The organism is Siccibacter turicensis LMG 23730 (genome assembly GCF_000463155.2).
Lineage (GTDB): Bacteria > Pseudomonadota > Gammaproteobacteria > Enterobacterales > Enterobacteriaceae > Siccibacter > Siccibacter turicensis.
The window spans coordinates 418,924-436,867 of record NZ_AWFZ01000028.1 but is presented as its reverse complement, the minus strand read 5'-3'; the positions used below and the strand labels follow the sequence as shown (position 1 = coordinate 436,867).

General features: G+C 57.7%; 17 protein-coding genes. 14 read left to right on the top strand and 3 right to left on the bottom strand.

Annotated elements, in window-relative coordinates:
• Window positions 1-25: 25 nt before the first annotated feature.
• Window positions 26-1,243, bottom strand: a complete 1,218-nt coding sequence (locus DW58_RS06450; RefSeq protein WP_024549474.1) for an MFS transporter — start codon at window positions 1,241-1,243, stop codon at window positions 26-28.
• 67 nt (window positions 1,244-1,310) lie between these two features.
• On the opposite strand from DW58_RS06450, the gene DW58_RS06445 reads away from it, so the two are divergent.
• Entirely contained in the window at window positions 1,311-2,294 is a 984-nt protein-coding gene (locus DW58_RS06445) for a LysR family transcriptional regulator (protein WP_071789268.1), read from the top strand.
• A gap of 25 nt (window positions 2,295-2,319) precedes the next feature.
• Here DW58_RS06445 and rne read toward each other — a convergent pair whose 3' ends face one another.
• Window positions 2,320-5,649, bottom strand: a complete 3,330-nt coding sequence (gene rne / locus DW58_RS06440; protein WP_024549476.1) for a ribonuclease E — start codon at window positions 5,647-5,649, stop codon at window positions 2,320-2,322.
• Between the two features lie 568 nt (window positions 5,650-6,217).
• Here rne and rluC point away from each other — a divergent pair.
• A complete protein-coding gene (rluC, locus tag DW58_RS06435; protein WP_024549477.1) occupies window positions 6,218-7,171 on the top strand; it encodes a 23S rRNA pseudouridine(955/2504/2580) synthase RluC in 954 nt (317 codons plus the stop codon).
• A 34-nt stretch (window positions 7,172-7,205) separates the two neighbouring features.
• Here rluC and DW58_RS06430 read toward each other — a convergent pair whose 3' ends face one another.
• Window positions 7,206-7,790 carry a Maf family protein gene (locus tag DW58_RS06430; RefSeq protein ID WP_024549478.1) on the bottom strand — a complete coding sequence of 195 codons (585 nt, stop codon included), beginning with the start codon at window positions 7,788-7,790 and terminating at the stop codon, window positions 7,206-7,208.
• Window positions 7,791-7,931: 141 nt separating this feature from the next.
• Here DW58_RS06430 and yceD point away from each other — a divergent pair, with 141 nt between their 5' ends.
• From yceD to holB, 12 genes are all read left to right on the top strand, one after another.
• Complete coding sequence (gene yceD / locus DW58_RS06425; RefSeq protein ID WP_024549479.1) at window positions 7,932-8,453, top strand: 23S rRNA accumulation protein YceD; 522 nt, start codon at window positions 7,932-7,934, stop codon at window positions 8,451-8,453.
• A gap of 16 nt (window positions 8,454-8,469) precedes the next feature.
• Entirely contained in the window at window positions 8,470-8,643 is a 174-nt protein-coding gene (rpmF, locus tag DW58_RS19975) for a 50S ribosomal protein L32 (RefSeq protein WP_024549480.1), read from the top strand.
• 67 nt (window positions 8,644-8,710) lie between these two features.
• Window positions 8,711-9,790, top strand: a complete 1,080-nt coding sequence (gene plsX, locus DW58_RS06420; RefSeq protein ID WP_029592619.1) for a phosphate acyltransferase PlsX — start codon at window positions 8,711-8,713, stop codon at window positions 9,788-9,790.
• A 78-nt stretch (window positions 9,791-9,868) separates the two neighbouring features.
• The gene (locus DW58_RS06415; RefSeq protein WP_024549482.1) at window positions 9,869-10,822 is read left to right on the top strand and encodes a beta-ketoacyl-ACP synthase III; all 954 of its coding nucleotides are present in this window, start codon (window positions 9,869-9,871) and stop codon (window positions 10,820-10,822) included.
• Window positions 10,823-10,840: 18 nt separating this feature from the next.
• Window positions 10,841-11,770: an ACP S-malonyltransferase gene (gene fabD, locus DW58_RS06410; protein WP_024549483.1), complete on the top strand. Its 930-nt coding sequence runs from the start codon at window positions 10,841-10,843 to the stop codon at window positions 11,768-11,770.
• Between the two features lie 12 nt (window positions 11,771-11,782).
• Window positions 11,783-12,517 carry a 3-oxoacyl-ACP reductase FabG gene (gene fabG, locus DW58_RS06405; protein WP_024549484.1) on the top strand — a complete coding sequence of 245 codons (735 nt, stop codon included), beginning with the start codon at window positions 11,783-11,785 and terminating at the stop codon, window positions 12,515-12,517.
• Between the two features lie 278 nt (window positions 12,518-12,795).
• Window positions 12,796-13,032: an acyl carrier protein gene (gene acpP / locus DW58_RS06400; RefSeq protein WP_024549485.1), complete on the top strand. Its 237-nt coding sequence runs from the start codon at window positions 12,796-12,798 to the stop codon at window positions 13,030-13,032.
• An 88-nt stretch (window positions 13,033-13,120) separates the two neighbouring features.
• Window positions 13,121-14,362 (top strand): beta-ketoacyl-ACP synthase II, encoded by a 1,242-nt coding sequence (gene fabF, locus DW58_RS06395; RefSeq protein WP_024549486.1) that lies wholly within the window; start codon window positions 13,121-13,123, stop codon window positions 14,360-14,362.
• A gap of 107 nt (window positions 14,363-14,469) precedes the next feature.
• Window positions 14,470-15,270: an aminodeoxychorismate lyase gene (gene pabC, locus DW58_RS06390; protein WP_024549487.1), complete on the top strand. Its 801-nt coding sequence runs from the start codon at window positions 14,470-14,472 to the stop codon at window positions 15,268-15,270.
• An 11-nt stretch (window positions 15,271-15,281) separates the two neighbouring features.
• Complete coding sequence (gene yceG / locus DW58_RS06385; RefSeq protein WP_024549488.1) at window positions 15,282-16,304, top strand: cell division protein YceG; 1,023 nt, start codon at window positions 15,282-15,284, stop codon at window positions 16,302-16,304.
• Entirely contained in the window at window positions 16,294-16,932 is a 639-nt protein-coding gene (tmk, locus tag DW58_RS06380) for a dTMP kinase (protein ID WP_024549489.1), read from the top strand. Before yceG ends, tmk begins: the two co-directional genes overlap by 11 nt.
• Complete coding sequence (holB, locus tag DW58_RS06375) at window positions 16,932-17,939, top strand: DNA polymerase III subunit delta' (protein WP_024549490.1); 1,008 nt, start codon at window positions 16,932-16,934, stop codon at window positions 17,937-17,939. Before tmk ends, holB begins: the two co-directional genes overlap by 1 nt.
• Window positions 17,940-17,944: the final 5 nt, after the last annotated feature.

The window sequence follows — 17,944 nt, the reverse complement described above, 5'->3', positions numbered from 1 at the left end:
CACCCCGGAGCGGGCTTTTTTTTCGCTATGACTGACGCGCTAGCGAGGCGGCACGCGAGACGCGGGCGGCGTCCAGCAGACGGATGCTCAGCGCGATTACCGCCACCAGCGTGGCAAGTCCGGTTACCGCAGACCAGCCGGCAAGCGCCCAGGCCTGCGCCCCCAGCACCGATCCCAACGCCATACCCACGAACACCACGGTAAACAGCAGGGCGTTCAGACGACCGCGCGCCGCAGGTTCAAGGCTGTAGACCAGCGTCTGATGCGACACCAGCGACGCCTGTAAACCAAAGTCAAAGCCCACGGCGCTGATCGCGATAATCACCAGCTGCCAGTGCGGAGAGAGCAGCGGCAGGGTAAACATCAGGGCAAACGAGATGATCACCAGCCCCGAACCGAGCTGCGTAACCCGCGCCGGGCCGGTGCGGTCGGCGAGTGCCCCGGCCAGCGGTGCGGCCAGCGCGCCCGCGGCACCGGCAATACCAAATCCGCCCGCCACTGCGCTGCCCAGGTGGTGGGTTTCCAGCAGCATCAGGGCCAGCGTCGACCAGAACGCGCTAAAGGCGATGGAGAGACAACCCTGGGCCAGCGCGGCGCTGCGCAGTTCCGGGTAACGCATCCACAGGTGCGCCATGGATTTCATCAGTGCCGGATAGCTCAGGGTCGAGTGTGCAGCAAAGCGCGGCAGCACGGCCCACAGCAGCACCCCGACAAACGCGATGCTGGCCGCTGCAAGCTGATACATCACGCGCCAGCCAAAGGCCTCGCCAATCAGCCCGCTCACGGTACGCGACAGCAGGATCCCCAGCAGCAGGCCGGTCATGACCGTGCCGACGGTTTTCCCCTGTTTACCTTCTGGTGCCAGCATTGCGGCCGCCGGGACGATATCCTGCGCCATGGTTGCCATCATGCCAATCAGCAGGCTGATCGCCAGCAGCGCGTTCAGGCCGCCCGAGAAGCTGCACAGCGCCAGCAGTAGCGCCAGTGCGCTACTTTTTATCAGGATCAAGGTACGACGGTCGTGGCGATCGCCGAGCGGCAGCAGAAACAGAATGCCGAGCGCGTAGCCGACCTGAGTCAGGGTCGGGATCAACCCCATGCCGCTGACGCTCAGCTGCAGGTCACTGCCTATCAGCGGCAAAATGGGCTGGGCGTAGTAGATAGACGCTACGCTAAGGCCGGCGGCCATGGCCAGAATCACAATAACCAGCCCGGAAGGGGCGGTGGTGGGAGTGGTGTTCATCAGGATGTCCTCATCAGGTCTGTGACGGCATTTTTACCTGTTACGGGTTGGCCTGGTAGACCGGCTGATGGTAAAACAGTTATACGTGCAATGTATAAGCAGAGAGATTATGAAGCGGCAAGAACGTATAGACAGGCTGGAGCTGATGATGACCTTTGTGCGGATCGTCGAAAGCGGATCGCTCTCTGCGGCGGCGCTGCTGCTCGGCACCACCCAGGCCACGGTGAGTCGGCGTCTGCAAACCCTCGAAACGCTGCTCGGCGCAAAGCTTCTGCTGCGTTCAACCCATGCCATGAAGCTCACCGATGACGGCGAGCGCTGCTTCCATCACAGCCAGGCGCTGCTTGCCGGTTGGCAAAGCCTGGAAGACGAGTTGAAAAACGCCGATGAGGAACCGGTAGGGGTGCTGCGCGTGCGGGCCCCGCATGCCTTCGGTCAGGAGCAGCTGCTGGTGCCGCTGACCGAATTTCTGATGGCGCACAGCAAGCTCTCGGTGGAGTGGATGCTCAACGACAAATCGGTGGACTTTCTTGCCGAGAACATCGACTGCGCCATTCAGGTGGGGACGGAAACCGATCCCGCCAACGTATCGGTGCTGCTGGCAGAGGTTCCCCGCATCGTTATCGCCTCGCCGGAACTCCTGGCGCGCTATCCGGCGGTCAAAGAGGTAAAGGATCTGGCCGCGCTGCCCTGGGTGGCGCTGAGCACGTTCTATCAGCATGAAGTGACCCTGACGCACGCCGCCACCGCCGAGGTGTATCGGCTGCCGATAGCGCCACGCCTCAGCTCAGACAGTCTCTATGCGGTGAAGGGGGCGGCGTTGACCGGGCTGGGTGCGGCGGTGGTGTCGGCATGGGTGGTGCGGGATGAGCTGGCGCAGGGCCGGCTGGTTAACCTGCTGCCGGACTGGCAGGCGGCCATGCTGCCGGTGCGGTTGGTGTATCCGCATGCGCGCTATCAGCCTGCACGGCTGTGCAAGTTCCTGGCGCTGATGCGTGAGGTGATGCCCGGCCTGTCGGGCGTGCAGGCGCCAAAAAAAAGCCGACCCTGAGGTCGGCTTTTTCAGCGGCAGAAAGTTACTCTGCTGCCGGTGGACGCGTTGCCGGGGCAGCGGCCTGGTGAGTCGCGCTATGGCCACCCGCCGAACCTTTGCCGTCGAACGCATACGTCGGGCGAACCCAGTCGCTGTGACGCGGCGCTTCCGGTACGTATTCCGGTGCCGGTGCGCGGGTCATCGGCGCGGCAGCGTGACGGGTTACCGCCGGCGCTGACTCGGTACGAGCCGGAGAGACCACCGCTGGTGCTGCGTCAGCGGCCTGAGTCGGCGCTTCAGCAACCTGCGGTGCTTCGGTCACGGCCGGTGCGTCTGCAACCTGCGGCGCCTCGGTCACGGTCGCGGCCTCTGCAACGTCAGGCGCGTCGGTGACTGCCGGAACATCAGCCTTCACCTCTTCAGCCTCAACGGTTTCCGCGGAAGCCGTCTGCTGCGGGGCGTCAACGGTGGCGTCTTCCAGTGCCGGTGCGGTCTGGGCGATATCCGCAGCAATCTCAGCGCGACGGTCGGTTTCAGTTTCAGCCGGGGTGGCCTCTTCGACAACGGCCTGCGCTACGGCTTCATCTTCTGGTGCGATGATCTGCGGCTGCTCGTCAACGGCGCTGGCAATCGCTTCCGGATGACGGGTTTCCACCACCGGTGCCTGCGGCTCTGCCGCCGGGGCTTCAGGTTCCACCGTCAGCGCCTGAGCGGCTACCTCAACGGTGTTTTCGATTGCCGGAACGGTGCTGAAGGTTTCGTTAGAAGTATCAACCTGCTCTTCAACAGGGTTCGCCACCGGGTAACGGATCCAGACCTTGCCCGATGCCATTTCCGGCGAGGCGCAGGCCACGGTCAGCGGCATCGGCGAGATGGTCGGATAGCGTTCGTCACGGTAGCGACGACGACGTTGACCGCTCACGCGCAGGTGGCGCGGAGAGCGACGTGAACGACGCGGCATACCTGCACCGTCGCTACGGCCTTCACCGTTATCATCCTGCTCAATATTGTCGACAACCGCAGGCAGAGGACGTGTTGCAACCTCGGTGCTGGCGGTATCCACGGCGGCCTGCTGCTCAGCGTCTGCTGCAGCCGCTGCTGCGCGATCCGCCTCAGAGGTGAAACGTACTTTCTGGTTAAGCTGACGCTGTTTGCGGCGCGGCATCACCTGAACGCGATCGTCCTGCTCGACGTCAGTTTCGACCTGCGGCTGTGGCTGTGGCTCTTCACGCTGCAGGGATTTAACCTCCTGCTGCGCCTGACGTTTGTCATCAGAACGGCGACGGTTGCGCTCGCGACGCGGCTGGTCATCACGCTTCGGCTTTTCGCTTTCATCGGCGACCGGCTGACGCGCTTCACGGGTTTCGCCGTTCTGCTGCTGCGCCTGACGACGGTTGCGGCGGTTCTCATCACGCGCTTCACGACCTTCGGTGCTGTCATCACGGTTATCGCGCGCGTCACGATTATTGCGGTTGTCACGACCTTCGCGACCCTCACGACCTTCGCGGCTGTCACGATTGCGATCGCGACGGTTGTTGTTACGCGGCTTGCGACGATCCTGCTGTTTTCCGTCGGTGGCGGCTTTTTTCTCTTCGCTGGCAGGCTTTTCTTCCACTGCCGGCTCTGAGGCGAACAGGGATTTCAGCGCGCGCATCATGCGGCCAATCAGCCCGGTCTCGCTGCCAGCAGCGCCGGTTTTCTCAGCGGCTTTGGCGGCTGGCGCAGCCGGTGCGGCTTTGGTCTCGACCGGCGGCGCAGGCGGAACGTCAGGCATCACGAAGGTGGCCAGGGCTGGCTGCTCAGGGCGCTTACGCTCGGCATACTCTTCATCTGACGGCAGCGCCATCGCTTCTTCATGCAGCTTCGGCAGCATGTAGCTCAGGGTGTGGGTCTCTTCGCCTTTGCGCACGCGCAGTACGGAGTAGTGCGGGGTCTGCATCTGATCGTTTGGCACGATGATGCAGCGCACGCCGCCCTGGCGCGTTTCGATGGCGGAGATCGCTTCACGTTTTTCGTTCAGCAGGTAGGAGGCCACCGGAACCGGCACGATAGCGTGCACTTCCTGGGTGTTCTCTTTCAGCGCTTCTTCTTCGATAAGACGCAGAATGGAGAGTGCCAGCGATTCGTTATCACGGATGGTGCCGGTGCCGCTACAGCGCGGGCAGACGTGATGGCTGGACTCGCCGAGAGACGGGCTCAGGCGCTGGCGGGACATCTCCAGCAGGCCGAAACGCGAAATGTGGCTGATCTGGATACGGGCGCGATCCTGGCGTACGGCTTCGCGCAGACGGTTTTCTACCGCGCGCTGGTGGCGTACCGGGGTCATGTCGATAAAGTCGATAACGATCAGGCCGCCGAGGTCACGCAGACGCAGCTGGCGCGCGATTTCGTCCGCGGCTTCCAGGTTGGTGTTGAACGCGGTCTCTTCGATGTCGCCGCCGCGGGTTGCACGTGCGGAGTTGATATCGATCGCGGTCAGCGCTTCGGTGGAGTCGATAACGATCGAGCCGCCGGACGGCAGACGCACTTCACGCTGGAAGGCCGACTCAATCTGGGATTCAATCTGATAGTGGCTGAACAGCGGAATTTCACCGGTGTAGAGCTTAATTTTGCTGCTGAAATCCGGACGGCCCAGCGCGGAGATGTGCTGACGAGCAAGCTCCAGTACCTTCGGGTTATCGATAAGGATCTCACCGATATCCTGACGCAGGTAGTCGCGGAACGCGCGCACGATAACGTTGCTTTCCTGATGGATCAGGAACGGAGCAGGGCGGTTTTCCGCGGCTTTCTGAATGGCTTCCCAGTGCTTCATGCGGAAGCTCAGGTCCCACTGCAGCGCTTCGGCAGATTTGCCTACGCCTGCGGTGCGCACGATGAGCCCCATGCCGTCCGGGAGTTCGAGGCTGGAAAGCGCCTCTTTCAGTTCGGTACGATCGTCACCTTCGATGCGGCGGGAAATCCCCCCGGCGCGCGGGTTATTCGGCATCAGTACCAGATAGCTACCCGCAAGGCTGATAAAGGTGGTCAGCGCGGCGCCTTTATTGCCACGCTCTTCTTTATCAATCTGAACAATAACTTCCTGACCTTCGCGCAGCACGTCTTTGATGTTTGGACGGCCGTGTGACGAGTAGTTTGAGGGGAAGTATTCGCGGGCGATTTCTTTAAGAGGAAGGAAACCGTGTCTTTCAGCGCCGTAATCAACAAACGCGGCTTCAAGACTGGGTTCGATACGGGTAATTTTACCTTTGTAGATGTTCGCTTTTTTCTGCTCGTGTCCTGGGCTTTCGATATCCAGATCGTACAGACGCTGCCCATCAACAAGGGCGACACGCAACTCTTCTTGCTGAGTTGCGTTGATCAACATTCTTTTCATCGTAACTTACTCATTATTCTTGCATTGACGACTAAGCTGCGGGCATGGTGACGCCTTTCCGGGGGTGAACCGATGGCCTCGTGACTATTCGCGTCGTCAACCTCACGGTTATCGCTCGCTTAAGAGGCGCAAAGTGTCGGTAGCCTGTTTTTCATAAGGAAAAACAGCGCAATTATCAGGGGAATAGCCTGGGAAAATATCGCCAGAGATGATTCCATTTACCGGTAAGGACTGCAACCCGCAGCCCGCTAACTGCCTGAAAGTTCACAACGTCTTACGCCATTGCTGCGTGAGTGAACGGCCGGGCAAAATGGGTAATTCCGCAAAACATCTTGTTTTAACAAGTTTTAACACGGAAAACGATAACATTATTCACTGCTAACCTTGTTATAGCAAGATGACTTTTGCCATTTATCACCTGCTTACTCACAGTTTTTCAACCTGCTAACTGCGGCTGTTCTATTAACAACCAGCCGCGAGAAATGACAGGTTATGAGAGCAGATTGTAAATATAAGCACAGAAAAATGAGTGGCGCTATGCCAGCGGGGTCAATTAGAATCGCCGACCATGAAAACAGAGAGTCCATCCGTCAAAATCGTTGCCATTTCTGATGAAGAAGCCGGGCAGCGTATCGATAACTTTTTGCGCACCCAGCTTAAGGGCGTGCCGAAAAGCATGATCTATCGCATCATCCGTAAAGGTGAAGTGCGGGTTAACAAAAAGCGCATCAAGCCTGAATATAAGCTGGAAAACGGCGATGAAGTGCGCGTGCCGCCCGTGAGAGTGGCCGAGCGCGAAGAGGACGCCGTGTCGCCGCACCTGAATAAGGTGGCGAAACTGAGCGAAGTTATCCTCTATGAAGATGATCATATTCTGGTGCTGAACAAGCCTTCAGGTACCGCGGTACACGGTGGCAGCGGGCTGAGCTTTGGCGTGATTGAAGGGCTGCGCGCATTGCGCCCCGATGCACGCTTCCTTGAGCTGGTGCACCGTCTGGACCGGGATACCTCCGGCGTACTGCTGGTCGCCAAGAAACGGTCGGCGCTGCGTTCGCTTCACGAACAGCTGCGTAATAAAGGTATGCAGAAAGATTACCTGGCGCTGGTGCGCGGCCAGTGGCAGTCGCACGTGAAAGTAGTGCAGGCCCCGCTGCTGAAAAATATTCTGCAAAGTGGGGAGCGTATCGTGCGGGTTAACAGCGAAGGGAAACCGTCTGAGACGCGCTTCAAGGTGGAAGAGCGCTACGCGCAGGCCACGCTGGTGCGTTGCAGCCCGGTTACCGGACGTACCCACCAGATTCGCGTGCATACGCTGCATGCCGGTCACCCGATTGCCTTCGATGACCGCTACGGCGACCGCGAGTTTGACAAGCAGCTTGCCGGTACCGGCCTTGATCGGCTGTTCCTGCACGCGGCGGCGCTGAAGTTTGAGCATCCCGCCAGCGGGGAGACCATCCGCATTGAAGCCCCGCTTGATGACAAGCTGAAGCGCTGTCTCACCGTGCTGCGCAATCAAAAGTAAGCGTCAAAAGCTCCGCAGTGCGGAGCTTTTTTGTTCAGGCCTGCAGCGGATTCACGCCCTCGTTGCGCAGCATCTCGCAAAGCGCGATAAGCGGCAGCCCAACCAGGGTATTGGGATCGCGCCCTTCCAGTCTGTCGAACAGCGTAATGCCAAGCCCCTCGCTTTTAAAACTGCCGGCGCAGTGCAGCGGCTGCTCTTTATCAACATACGCATGGATCTCCTGCGCCTGCAGCTGCCGAAAATGCACCTGGAAGGGCTCGCACAGCGTCTGCTGCCGTCCGGTTGCGGTATTGAGCAGGGCAAGTCCGGTGTAAAAGGTAATGCTATTTCCGCTCGCCTGCGTAAGCTGAGCAATCGCATTTTCACGGGTATGGGGTTTGCCGGTAATGACGCCGTTAAGTACGCACACCTGATCGGAGCCAATAATTAAATGCTGCGGATAACGCGCCGCCAGCGCCTGCGCTTTGGCACCCGCGAGCCGCTGTACCAGTTGTGGCGCCGATTCATGTGGATAGGGTGTTTCATCGGCATCAGGCGCGTCGGTGATAAAGGGAAGATCCAGTTTTTCCAGCAGCGCGCGGCGAAACGGCGACGTGGAAGCAAGAACAATTGCGGTCATTTTTTTATTGCCAGATATAGCGAATCAGTGAAAGCCATCTTAAACTGTGCGCCGCAATTGTGTGCGAATAAATAGTAAAAGGCGCTGATGGCTGCCTTTTCCTTTGACTCTATGACATTACAAAGTTAATATGCGCGCCCTATGCAAAAGGTAAAATTACCCCTGACTCTTGATCCGGTTCGCACCGCTCAAAAACGCCTCGATTACCAGGGTATCTATACCCCGGAACAGGCGGAGCGTGTCGCCGCATCTGTAGTCAGTGTGGACAGTGATGTGGAATGCTCCATGTCGTTTGCTATCGATAACCAACGTCTTGCGGTGTTAACCGGCGATGCGAAGGTATCGGTAACGCTCGAGTGTCAGCGTTGCGGTAAAACGTTCCCATATCATGTCCACACAACGTATTGTTTTAGTCCGATCGCGAAAAGCGAGCAGGCTGAAGCACTCCCGGAAGCGTATGAACCGATTGAGGTTAACGAATTCGGTGAAATCGATCTGCTTGCTTTGGTTGAGGATGAAATCATTCTCTCCATCCCAGTAGTTCCGGTGCATGATTCTGAACACTGTGAAGTGTCCGACGCGGACATGGTATTTGGTGAACTGCCTGAAGAAGCGCAAAAGCCGAATCCCTTTGCCGTATTAGCCAGTTTAAAGCGTAAGTAATTGAGGAGTAAGGTCCATGGCCGTACAACAGAATAAACCAACCCGTTCCAAACGCGGCATGCGTCGTTCTCATGACGCTCTGACCGCTGTTACCAGCCTGTCTGTAGACAAGACTTCTGGTGAGACCCACCTGCGTCATCACGTAACCGCTGACGGTTACTATCGCGGTCGTAAGGTTATCACTAAGTAATCACGCGCAAGCGTGGTGCTTAGGGTATTTCCCGCGCAAGCGGGGATAACCGGACATCGACGATACCTTGACACGTCTAACCTTAGCGTTAGATGCCATGGGGGGCGATTTTGGCCCATCCGTGACAGTGCCTGCATCCTTGCAGGCACTGAATTCTAATTCGCAGCTTCACCTTCTTTTAGTCGGCGATCCCGACGCTATAACACCATTACTCGCTAAAGCTGACTTCGAACAACGTTCACGTTTGCAGATTATCCCTGCGCAGTCGGTTATCGCCAGTGATGCTCGCCCGTCTCAGGCAGTCCGCAACAGTCGCGGCACCTCGATGCGGATAGCGTTAGAGCTTGTTAAAGAGGGGCGCGCTCAGGCGTGCGTCAGCGCCGGTAACACCGGTGCGTTGATGGGGCTTGCCAAACTGCTGCTCAAACCGATTGCCGGTATTGAGCGTCCTGCGCTGGTGACGGTTTTGCCCCATCAGCAGAAAGGAAAAACCGTGGTGCTGGATTTAGGCGCCAACGTTGATTGCGACAGCACAATGCTGGTGCAGTTTGCCATTATGGGATCGGTGATGGCCGAAGATGTGTTCGGCATCGACAATCCCCGCGTAGCGCTTCTGAATATTGGTGAAGAAGAGACGAAAGGCCTTGATAGCATCCGTGATGCCTCGGCATTATTAAAAACCTTGCCGTCAATCAACTATATTGGCTATCTCGAAGCGAACGAATTATTAACCGGCAAAACCGATGTGCTGGTCTGTGACGGATTTGTAGGAAACGTCACATTAAAAACGATGGAAGGTGTGGTCAGAATGTTCCTTTCGCTGCTGAAATCGCAAAGCGAAGGGAAAAAAAGGTCGTGGTGGCTGATTTTATTAAAGCATTGGTTACAAAAAAGCCTCTCAAGGCGATTCAGTCACCTCAACCCCGACCAGTATAATGGCGCCTGTCTGTTAGGATTGCGCGGCACTGTGATTAAGAGTCACGGTGCGGCCAATCAGCGAGCGTTTGCGGTCGCGATCGAACAGGCGGTGCAGGCGGTGCAGCGGCAACTTCCCCAGCGGATTGCCTCTCGCCTGGAATGTTTATACCCTGCCGGATTTGCGTTGCAGGACGATGAGAACGCCAGTGAATCTGATCCACACCCCTGAGGTGGCGAGTCAGACGGGTTATCAGCGTCAGGGCAAATGAAAGAGGCGGGTATATTACCCAAGAGTGACAGAGCGTACATGTATACGAAGATTATTGGCACCGGCAGCTATCTGCCCGAGCACGTGCGGACCAACGCCGATTTGGAAAAAATGGTGGATACTTCTGACGAGTGGATTGTCACCCGTACAGGTATCCGCGAACGCCGCATTGCAGCACCGAACGAAACCGTCTCCACCATGGGGTACGAAGCGTCGGTACGTGCGCTCGATATGGCGGGTATCAACAAAGATGATATTGGCCTGATTATTGTCGCTACCACGTCTGCCAGCAACGCCTTCCCAAGCGCTGCCTGCGAAATCCAGAATATGCTGGGGATCAAAGGTTGCCCGGCGTTTGACGTGGCCGCAGCCTGTGCGGGCTTTACCTACGCGCTGAGCATCGCCGATCAATACATCAAAAGCGGCGCGGTGAAAAACGCGCTGGTGGTAGGTTCAGACGTTCTGTCGCGCACTCTCGATCCTGAAGATCGCGGTACCATTATTCTGTTTGGCGATGCGGCGGGCGCGGCGGTGCTTGGCGCATCCGAAGAGCCGGGCATTTTGTCCACGCACCTGCATGCCGATGGCCGCTATGGCGCGCTGCTGGCGCTGCCGAATAAAGATCGCGTTGATAGCGAAAGCCCGGCCTATCTGACCATGACCGGTAACGAAGTCTTTAAAGTTGCGGTAACAGAGCTTGCGCACATCGTTGATGAAACGCTGGAAGCGAATAATCTGGACCGCTCTGCGCTGGACTGGCTGGTTCCGCATCAGGCGAACCTGCGTATTATCAGCGCTACCGCGAAGAAACTGAGTATGTCCATGGATAACGTGGTCGTGACCCTTGACCGACATGGCAACACCTCCGCAGCCTCTGTGCCTGCGGCGCTGGATGAAGCCGTACGTGATGGGCGTATTCAGCGCGGTCAACTGGTGCTGCTCGAAGCCTTCGGTGGTGGTTTCACCTGGGGCTCAGCGCTGGTTCGTTTTTGATTAACAAGGATTAAAAACATGACGCAATTTGCATTCGTATTTCCTGGGCAGGGCTCGCAGACTGTCGGTATGCTGTCCGGGATGGCTGCGCAGTATCCGGTTATCGAGGAAACCTTCCGCGAAGCCTCTGCGGTACTGGGCTACGATCTCTGGGCGCTGGTTCAACAGGGCCCGGCTGAAGAGCTGAATAAAACCTGGCAAACGCAGCCTGCATTGCTGACCGCTTCGGTCGCACTGTGGCGTGTCTGGCAGCAGCAGGGCGGTAAAACCCCTGCGCTGATGGCCGGGCACAGCCTTGGCGAATACTCAGCGCTGGTGTGTGCGGGCGTGATCGCCTTTGCCGATGCGGTTAAGCTGGTAGAGCTGCGTGGTAAGCTGATGCAGGACGCGGTACCGGAAGGCACCGGCGCCATGTCAGCGATCATTGGTCTTGACGATGCTGCCATCGCTAAAGCCTGTGAAGAAGCGGCGCAGGGTGAAGTGGTTTCCCCGGTAAACTTCAACTCGCCGGGTCAGGTTGTGATCGCCGGTAACAAAGACGCCGTTGAGCGTGCTGGCGCTGCGTGTAAAGCCGCAGGTGCGAAACGCGCGCTGCCGCTACCGGTAAGCGTGCCGTCTCACTGCGCACTGATGAAGCCCGCCGCCGAGAAAATGGCCGTTGAACTGCAGAACATTACCTTTAATGCCCCTGCCATCCCGGTCGTGAATAACGTTGATGTGAAGTGCGAAACCGCGCCGGATGCCATCCGCGACGCGCTGGTACGCCAGCTTTACAGCCCGGTGCAGTGGACGAAGAGTGTAGAATTTATGGCTTCTCAGGGCGTAACACAGCTCTATGAAGTAGGGCCGGGCAAAGTACTGACCGGTCTGACGAAACGTATTGTTGACACCCTGAGCGCGGCGGCGATTAACGAGCCCGACGCGATGTCGGCGGCGCTTGAGCAATAAACGAGGAAAACCATGAGTTTTGAAGGAAAAGTGGCACTGGTTACCGGTGCAAGTCGTGGTATTGGCCGCGCAATTGCCGAAACCCTGGTCGCCCGCGGCGCGAAGGTAGTAGGTACAGCGACCAGCGAAAGCGGCGCTAAAGCCATTAGCGATTATCTGGGTGATAACGGTAAAGGTCTGGTGCTGAACGTGACCGATGCAGCATCTATCGAATCTGTCTTGGAAAATATTCGTGCAGAGTTTGGCGAAGTAGATATTCTGGTTAATAACGCCGGTATCACTCGCGACAATCTTCTGATGCGGATGAAAGATGATGAGTGGAACGATATTATCGAAACCAACCTTACATCGGTCTTCCGTCTGTCAAAAGCGGTAATGCGCGCTATGATGAAAAAGCGTCATGGTCGTATTATCACTATCGGTTCTGTGGTCGGTACCATGGGAAATGCTGGTCAGGCCAACTACGCTGCGGCGAAAGCGGGTCTTATCGGTTTCAGTAAATCGCTGGCGCGTGAAGTCGCGTCGCGCGGTATTACTGTAAACGTTGTTGCTCCGGGCTTTATTGAAACGGACATGACGCGTGCGCTGTCTGAAGATCAGCGTGCGGGTATTCTGGCGCAGGTTCCTGCGGGTCGTTTAGGCGACGCAAAAGAAATCGCCAGCGCGGTAGCATTTTTAGCCTCTGACGAAGCGGGTTACATCTCTGGTGAGACTCTGCACGTCAACGGCGGAATGTACATGGTTTAACCACCAGGTCCCGATAAAACAAAAGACAAAGCGTGGTGATATTTGAGACAATCCTCAGCCGCAAAGTGTTATAAGCGACTGAAATCTGTCTTAACAAGCACTTAAGCTAAAATTTTTGCAGTCGTCGGGAGTAAAATGATTTGCGTTATTGGGGTGATTGCCCGCAAAATAGCGTAAAATCGTGGTTCGACCAGCCGGGATTTAGTTGCATCTTTTTCAACATTTTATACACTACGAAAACCATCGCGAAAGCGAGTTTTGATAGGAAATTTAAGAGTATGAGCACTATCGAAGAACGCGTTAAGAAAATCATCGGCGAACAGCTGGGCGTTAAGCAGGAAGAAGTTACTAACGGTGCTTCTTTTGTCGAAGACCTGGGCGCTGATTCTCTTGACACCGTTGAGCTGGTAATGGCTCTGGAAGAAGAGTTTGATACTGAGATTCCGGACGAAGAAGCTGAGAAAATCACCACCGTTCAGGCTGCCATTGATTACATCAACGGTCACCAGGCGTAAGTGAACATCTCCAGGCGGTCATTCGACCGCCTGAGTTTTATCTTTTTTTGTCCCACAAGTATTTTTTTTCCCTCCCTGGAGGACAACCGTGTCTAAGCGTCGTGTAGTTGTGACCGGACTGGGCATGTTGTCTCCTGTCGGCAATACCGTAGAGTCTACCTGGAAAGCTCTCCTTGCCGGTCAGAGCGGCATCAGCCTAATCGACCATTTCGATACTAGCGCCTATGCAACGAAATTTGCTGGCTTAGTAAAGGATTTTAACTGTGACGACTTCATCTCGCGTAAAGATCAACGCAAGATGGATGCCTTCATACAATATGGAATTGTCGCCGGCATTCAGGCCATGCAGGATTCAGGCCTTGAAATAACCGAAGAGAATGCAACCCGTATTGGGGCGGCAATCGGCTCCGGTATCGGTGGCCTGGGTCTTATCGAAGAGAACCATACTGCGCTTACGCATGGCGGTCCTCGTAAGATCAGTCCGTTTTTCGTTCCGTCCACGATCGTGAACATGGTAGCCGGTCATCTGACCATCATGTACGGTCTGCGTGGGCCGAGCATCTCTATTGCGACCGCTTGTACGTCTGGCGTGCATAACATTGGCCAGGCGGCGCGTATGATTGCATACGGCGATGCCGATGCAATGGTCGCCGGCGGTGCAGAAAAAGCCAGTACGCCGCTTGGCGTAGGCGGTTTTGGCGCTGCCCGTGCGCTCTCTACCCGCAACGATAACCCTCAGGCGGCAAGCCGTCCGTGGGATAAAGATCGTGACGGTTTTGTACTGGGCGACGGCGCCGGTATGATCGTGCTGGAAGAGTACGATCACGCGAAAAAACGCGGCGCGAAAATTTACTGTGAAATCGTGGGCTTTGGTATGAGCAGCGATGCTTACCACATGACTTCACCGCCGGAAAACGGCGCAGGCGCTGCGCTGGCGATGACGAATGCTCTTAACGATGCGGGCATTACCCCGGGTCAGATTGGCTACGTTAACGCTCACGGCACATCCACCCCTGCGGGCGATGTGGCCGAAGCTCAGGCTGTGAAATCGGTATTTGGCGCTGACGCAAAACGTGTTCTGGTCAGCTCAACCAAATCCATGACGGGCCACCTGTTAGGTGCCGCCGGTGCAGTAGAGTCCATCTACTCCATCCTGGCGCTGCGCGATCAGGTTGTACCGCCAACCATCAACCTGGACAACCCGGATGAGGGTTGCGATCTGGACTTCGTGCCGCACGAAGCTCGCCAGGTAAGCGGTCTGGAGTACACGCTGTGTAACTCCTTCGGCTTCGGTGGTACCAACGGCTCGCTGATCTTTAAAAAGGTCTGATTCCTGCCTGCGAAGGCCCGCATCTGCGGGCCTTTTTCTTGCGCGTTATGCGCTTGCTCCCCCTCAGTCATCCTGCGACACTGTTTCGCTTACCGAAAGGAGCGACGATGTTCTTAATCAATGGTGCATGGCAGGAGAAGCTTCCCGCAAACGACAGGGCTATCCAGTTTGGCGACGGCTGTTTCACCACGGCTCGCATTCGCGACGGCGAGGTGTGTCTGCTTGTGGCACATCTGGAACGCCTGAAGCAGGCCTGCGAACGCCTGTTGATTCCCTTTAGCGCGTGGGCTGAGCTGAACACCGAGATGGTGGCGTTAGCGGAGGAGCATCGCGAAGGGGTGCTGAAAGTCATTATCAGCCGTGGAAGCGGCGGGCGTGGCTATAGTACCGCGAGCTGTACGGCACCAACGCGGCTGCTGAGCGTCTCCCCGTTACCGACTCATTACGCGCAGTGGCGCGAGCGTGGCATTACCCTGACACTCAGCCCGATTCGACTTGGCCGCAACCCCTCTCTGGCCGGGCTCAAGCACCTCAATCGCCTTGAACAGGTGCTGATTCGCTCTCATCTTGACCAGTCCGGTGCAGACGAAGCGCTGGTGCTTGACAGCGACGGGTGGCTTACGGAATGCTGTGCGGCTAATTTATTCTGGCGCAAGGGCAGGGTGGTGTTCACGCCCCGACTCGATCAGGCAGGCGTCAACGGCCTGATGCGCCAGCGTATTTTATCCTGCCTGCAGCACAGCGCATGGCAGGTCAATGAGGTAAGCGAAACTGTCGCGACGCTTGATACGGCCGATGAGGTGATCCTGTGTAACGCCCTGATGCCGCTGGTGCCGGTCGGCGCGTTTGAAAACAGAACCTGGGTCTCGCGCGAGCTTTACCAATTTTTAGCCCCACACTGTGAGTGACCGATACCGTCATGAAGAAGATGTTACGTTTCGCTTTGCTCTTACTGGTTGTCCTTGGGATCGCGGCCGGCGTTGGTCTGTGGAAAGTGCACCAGCTTGCTGACAGCAAGGTTGCGATAAAAGAAGAGCACATTTTCACCCTGAAACCGGGCACCGGACGTATCGCGCTTGGCGCGCAGCTCTACGATGAGAAAGTGATAACCCGTCCGCGCGTGTTTCAGTGGCTGCTGCGGGTCGAGCCAGAGCTGGCAAAATTCAAGGCCGGGACGTACCGATTCACGCCCGATATGACGGTGCGGGATGCCCTGCGCCTGTTGGCCAGCGGCAAAGAGGCACAGTTCCCGCTGCGCCTGGTGGAAGGCATGCGCCTGAGCGACTGGCTCAAGCAGCTGCACGACGCGCCCTATATTCAGCACACGCTGAAAGACAACAGCTACCAGACCGTCGCCAGCGCGGTGGGAATTGAGAACCCGGAGTGGGTAGAGGGCTGGTTCTGGCCAGATACCTGGTCTTACACCGCCCATACCACCGATGTGACCATCCTTAAACGCGCCCATGAAAAAATGGTCAACGCGGTGGATGAGGCCTGGGAAGGGCGGGCGAAGGATCTGCCGTACCAGGATAAAAATCAGCTGGTGACCATGGCATCGATCATTGAAAAAGAAACCGCGGTCGCCAGCGAGCGCGATCAGGTGGCGTCGGTCTTTATTAACCGCCTGCGTATCGGCATGCGCCTGCAAACCGATCCGACGGTGATCTACGGCATGGGCGAGAACTATACCGGGAACATCACGCGGAAGGATCTTGAGACGCCGACCCCGTACAATACCTATATCATCTCTGGTTTACCGCCGGGTGCGATCGCCATGCCGGGCCAGGCATCCCTGAACGCCGCCGCGCACCCGGCAAAAACCTCGTATCTCTATTTCGTCGCTGACGGGAAGGGCGGTCACGCGTTTACCACCAACCTCGCGAGCCATAACCAGGCCGTGCAGGCCTATCTGAAAGCGCTTAAGGGCAAGAATGAGAAGTAAATTTATCGTTATCGAAGGGCTGGAGGGCGCCGGGAAAACCACGGCCCGCAACCTGGTGATCGAAACGTTGCAGGCGCACGGAGTCACCGACCTGGTGTTTACCCGTGAACCGGGTGGGACGGTGCTGGCAGAAAAACTGCGCAGTCTGGTGCTCGATATCAAATCCGTCGGGGATGAGACCATCACCGAGCGCGCGGAAGTGCTGCTGTTTTATGCCGCACGCGTGCAGCTGGTGGAGACGGTCATTAAGCCCGCCCTGGCGCGCGGCGCGTGCGTCATCGGCGATCGTCACGATCTGTCGACCCAGGCCTATCAGGGCGGCGGACGTGGTATTGATGCCGATATGCTTGCCACCCTGCGCCAGGCGGTGCTGGGCGACTTTGCCCCGGATCTGACGCTCTATCTGGACGTTACGCCGGAAGTCGGGTTGAAGCGCGCCCGCGCCCGTGGCGAGCTGGATCGCATCGAGCAGGAGTCGCTCGACTTCTTCAACCGTACCCGCGCCCGCTATCTGGCGCTGGCGGCCTCCACGCCGTCGATCAAAACCATCGACGCCACCCGTTCTCTGGAGCAGGTCTCGCAGGACATTCGCGATACGGTGGTGCGCTGGATGGAGGCGCAGGGCTGATGAAATGCTATCCGTGGTTGCGCCCGTCGTTTGAGCATCTGATCTCCCAGCATCAGGCCGGGCGCGGACACCATGCGTTACTGATCCACGCCCAGCCCGGTATGGGCGACGATGCGCTGATTTACGCTCTCGGACGCTGGCTGATGTGTCAGCAGCCGGATGGGTTTAAAAGCTGTAACGTCTGCCGGAGCTGCCAGCTGATGCAGGCCGGTACCCATCCGGACCATTATCGTATCGAGCCGGAGAAGGGTAAGGCTAGCCTCGGCATCGACGCCGTGCGCGACGTCAGCGAAAAGCTTTATGAGCACGCCCGTCTCGGCGGCGCAAAGGTGGTGTGGATTGCGGATGCCGCGCTGCTTACCGAAGCGGCGGCCAATGCGCTGCTGAAAACCCTCGAAGAGCCGCCGGAAAACACCTGGTTTTTGCTGGGCTGCCACGCGCCGGAAAACCTGCTCCCTACGCTGCGCAGCCGCTGCTTCTACTGGCACATTCCGGTTCCGGAAGAGCGCTACGCCCAGGCCTGGCTGGCACGTGAGAAGTCCGCCACCCCGGACGAACTCAAAGCTGCGCTGCGCTTAAGCGGCGGCGCGCCGGCGGCGGCCCTAACGCTGCTTGAGGATGATGCCCGCGCGGCGCGTCAGCAGCTGTGCAGCGCCCTGGGCGACGCGTTATCACGGCGTGATTTCCTGGCGCTGCTCGCCGGGCTTAACCACGACAGCGCGCCGATGCGCCTCTACTGGCTCTCCACGCTGCTCCTTGACGCGCTGAAATGGCAGCAGGGTGCCGCGCGCTGGCTGGCGAACGCCGACCAACAACCGCTGGTTGAGCAGCTCGCCGCCGGCCTGTCGCTGCCCCAGCTGCAAAACTTTTTACACTCGCTGTTTCGCACCCGCGAGCAGCTGTTGCGGGTCGCGGGCGTAAACCGCGAACTCCTGTTGACCGATCTGCTGCTCTCCTGGGAGCAGATGCTTACGTCAGACGCTCCCCGACCCACCTATCATTTGTAGAGAGA